The organism is Bacillus sp. (in: firmicutes) (assembly GCF_031983925.1).
GTDB lineage: Bacteria > Bacillota > Bacilli > Bacillales > Bacillaceae_G > Bacillus_A > Bacillus_A pacificus.
Genome location: NZ_DALYZR010000031.1, coordinates 1 through 4,227 on the forward strand (window position 1 = coordinate 1; position 4,227 = coordinate 4,227).

The window sequence follows — 4,227 nt, forward strand, 5'->3', positions numbered from 1 at the left end:
ATTTCGTTTGTCGCTTTCGACGTTAATGTCATCGGCGACTTGTTCTATATTACACCTCTAAAGTACAATCGTCAATACCTTTTTATAAAGATATTTAAGTTAATATTTTTACACCCTCTAATCTAGATAAGAACCTATAAAGATTACATTACCAGAAAACTCCCTTCTACTCCTTCTTAGTTTCTACTTCCAAAATATATTTAAGTTAGCTTAACCCTAGATTTAATTTATACGGACGTTTTCCCCAGCGAAACTAACAACTTTATTTTAATAACTACTAGTATGTAATTAAAAAGTTACTACACTCCTTAGTACCTCTTTGTTTATCACGCACTCTATTAGAAGCAATTGAAGATATACATATTCTTATAACAGACAACGATACAAAAATCCATAATAAACTCATGTACTACTCTAGTTATAGATTTCTCCCCATATGAAGTAATAGTTGTTTATCTGTTTACTCGTAAATATATAGAAACACACTAATACATCTACTAAATATGCCTGTATCACGCATTGGCTTTATTATAAGTAATTATTATTCAGACCACCTAGAAGGTTCACTGCTCTTAACACTGATTTACTACTACATGATGTTACTAAAACATACTTATTTCAGACATATACTATCATGATTAAACTTGTAGCTGGAACAATTCTTATAATATTTGCAGAAGTAAAAAGGATAGAAACAATCCTCGTCTAGCATTAACAATTGGATTATTTCAATGCTTAGCAATATATCCTGACTCCTCTAGAGCTAATTCTACTGTTCTTGTGTCCTTATTAATGAAAGTAAATTATAAAACTGCGTCTGATTTCTCTTTTTTCATTATTCTTCCTGTAATAGCTTGAACTGGATTTATAGCCTTAAGCTTATGAAAAAGTTAAAGATATTTAAGCATCGATGATATTTCTATGTTTACGATAAAATTCATCCTCTCTTTTATAGTAGCAATGCTAGCAGCAGGAATCTCTCTATAGATTCTTATAAACCACATACTATTAAACCGATATTCAAATCGAAATATAGACCTTATATCTCTTTCATCTTTAGTATCATCCATTCGGTATTACTGGGTGGTAATAAACCTCTGATAATAGCCACTATATCCTCTCAACAAACACTTAAGATGTACAAATAAGTTATACTCCGAAATCTAAACCGAGTAATAGTATTTCTTTTTTAAACACATATACCGGATTAAAAATACGTACCTCAATCGATTGAGTGTACTCAACGTACCCACAAAGAACATTCGTTCCCTCTTCGCGTTGTATCACTTCCCATAGCATTTAAGAATGTTTATCCTATATCTATATTCACATTTTATCGCTAGAAGAGAGGATTAAGTTACTAACAAACATTGTTTCTAGTACTACTACATATTTTAATTAATTTATATATCTTCCGTTTGGACATATATACAAAATCATAAATTAATTTTTTCTATCTAAGAACCTAAGAATACATAATAATAAGAAACCAATACACATAAAACATCCTATACCTATCAACTCCATAACAAAAACAAACTGATTGATATACCAATCAGTTTGTTTTATTTACACATCTTCTCTTTTAAAAAGTCAATAAAAACAGATTTTGGTCTGCCTTTTAAATAGATAAAATCAATACTAATATTAATTTTCACCGGAGGCGTCATTTCCACTCGGATCAATTCTCCATTTTCTAATTCTTGTTTGACACAATGTTCAGGTAAAAAGCTAATGCCCATCCCTTGTATCACTAAATTTTTCGCTGTTTCCATATTATCTACTTCTAAAGATATATTCGGGCTTACGTCATTACTTGAAAATAGCCGATGAATCATGAGCCAATCCATTGATCCATAATCAAAGAAGATAAGAGGTTGTTTACTTACATGTTCTATTGTTACTTTTTCTTCTTTTAAAAATATATGATTTCGAGGTACAAAAAGGCCGATAGGGTCATTATAAAGACGAATTGATTCTACTTGAGGATGTGTTTCTGTTCGTACGATGCCAAAGTCAACTTCTTTATTAATAACCTTCTGTAGGATGTCTTGTGAATGACCAGTTACAATTTTTATTCTAACATCCTTAAATTCAGATTTAAAACCAGGTAAAATTTCAGGGAGGATATTATTAGATATTGATAAAGCACTCCCAATTACCAAGTCATACGGAATTGTTACTTGTTGCAAACCATACTTAGCTTCCTGGTAAGATTGCAAAATTTTTTGTGCATGTGGGAAAAAATACTCTCCTTTTTCGGTTAAAGAGATTTTATTACCATTTCGATGAAAAAGCTTTATATTAATTTCACGTTCAAGTGATTGGATACGTGCTGTTACAGAAGGTTGGGTTAAATAAAGAGCTTCGGCAGCTTTATTGAAACTACCAAGTTGACAAACATATATAAAAGCTTCAATATTTTCGATATTCATGTCTAAACACTCCTTACTTTAGCTCCCTATTATAATTAACTATAACATGTACACGTAAAAGCATATGCATCAAACATCCATAAAATAAGAATGCAACACTTCTGCCACATTCTTAACTTCTAAATCACACTTTTATTAGTTCTGTCTCTGTTTTATTAGCTATTTTAATAACCACTTTTGCCACAATTTCTGTTGGATCAATGACACAAATATTTTCGGATGATTTCAATACAAGAGGAACCTCTGTACAACCTGCTATAATAGCCTCAGCCCCGCTCTCTTTCAATTTATCAGCAACCATCGAAAGATGTAAACACCCTGTTTTTAAATCCCCACTTTTAATAGCATATATTCCTTCCATCACTTTTTTTTGCATTTCTTTATCAGGATCAATGACATCAATCCTGTAATCTTGACAACTGTTTTGGTATAGTTCTGCCTTAACCGTCCCATCCGTAGCCAACAAACCTACCTTTCTAAAATTATTTTCTTGCACAAAACGAGCCGTTTCTAAAGGCATATGCAAGATTGGAATATTAACAGACCTTTTAACTGCTTTATAGAAAAAATGAGCGGTATTACACGCAATAACAAGAAAATCTGCACCAGCGTTTTGCAGTCGCTGGGCTGATTGTACAATGTAAGGGGTCGGATCTATTCCCTTTCCCAAAATAGCCGTTGTCCGATCAGGTATTTGAGAATAGTTGTCTGCAATGATATGGATATGGTCTTGGTCTTTCATTGCAGGTGTGTAAGAAATAATTTTATTCATTAAATCAACAGTCGCCAAAGGTCCCATGCCCCCAATAATCCCAACAACTCTTTGCATTTTATTCACCACTTTTAAACATATTTTGAATGATTGACTTCATTATAAGTTCTTTTTTAAGAGATGAATTATAGAAGGAATCTATACAACAATAGAAAATATGTATTGATAACTAATATATAAAAGAATTTTAATATCTAACAAGTAATGGGCCAGTATATATGCTGGTTAATAACTGGTATACGAGTAGAAAGCTTATCGATACGTACAGCCAAAAAGAATTTCATCTAATTCTGATTGGTGGGTTACAGGCAAATCCCCCTTCGGCCTGGTCCAGTATTAAAATTATTAAATTCGATTCTAACTAATATACAAAAAACTGCAATCGACTCATTTACCGCGTCTGTTCATGACTATAAAGTACATCTTGGTAATACGAAAAATGCCAAGGTCCTGTTGTCTTAGGAACACGAATTCGATTCAAGGAATCCTTTCACATGCCTATCAGGTTAATTTGAATACACATCTCCTATATAACGGAAAAAACGCTATCCTTTTAGTAAAATCATTGATAAGGAGGCGTTTTGGGGGATGTTTTATTATACGAGCAATTGCAACTCTTTGCTCAAGGATTGTACCGTAATTTATCTCTTAAAATCCCTCATAAGTTCGGAAAAGATATTTCATTGTCTCACTATCTGCCTGGCTTATTCGAGACATCGCATCTTGTCACTCTCACTCAACTATGCAGTACATTAGATGTAGCGATATTCTCACTGAATTGCTCTAAAAGAAGATTACAGTACACCTCGTGTTCATATAGAGCATCGCAGACAAATATGCGATTACTAGGAGAAAGTGCCCATAAAGCTGTTTCCTGCTAGATGAATGTACTCATAGAGTACTATATTAATCACGAACTTATTTTATAAAACACAAAAAAGACGAGTCATTCTGACTCGTCTTACAGTTGCTTGGCGACGTCCTACTCTCACAGGGACAAGGTCCCAACTACCATCGGCG

At 32.9% G+C, this 4,227-nt stretch carries 4 protein-coding genes; 1 reads left to right on the forward strand and 3 read right to left on the reverse strand.

Features of this window, described 5'->3' with window-relative positions; all coding sequences use genetic code 11:
* Positions 1-717: 717 nt before the first annotated feature.
* Positions 718-858, forward strand: coding sequence for an undecaprenyl-diphosphate phosphatase (locus RTP99_RS27770; protein ID WP_324251912.1), 141 nt, complete (start codon positions 718-720; stop codon positions 856-858).
* Between the two features lie 291 nt (positions 859-1,149).
* Here the strand turns inward: RTP99_RS27770 and RTP99_RS27775 are convergent, their stop codons facing one another.
* From RTP99_RS27775 to cuyB, 3 genes are all read right to left on the reverse strand, one after another.
* Positions 1,150-1,299 (reverse strand): hypothetical protein, encoded by a 150-nt coding sequence (locus tag RTP99_RS27775; RefSeq protein WP_011039933.1) that lies wholly within the window; start codon positions 1,297-1,299, stop codon positions 1,150-1,152.
* 266 nt (positions 1,300-1,565) lie between these two features.
* On the reverse strand, positions 1,566-2,435 hold the full coding sequence (locus RTP99_RS27780) for a LysR family transcriptional regulator (RefSeq protein ID WP_046646123.1): 870 nt from the start codon (positions 2,433-2,435) through the stop codon (positions 1,566-1,568).
* A 124-nt stretch (positions 2,436-2,559) separates the two neighbouring features.
* Entirely contained in the window at positions 2,560-3,264 is a 705-nt protein-coding gene (cuyB, locus tag RTP99_RS27785) for a cysteate racemase (RefSeq protein WP_001190087.1), read from the reverse strand.
* Positions 3,265-4,227: the final 963 nt, after the last annotated feature.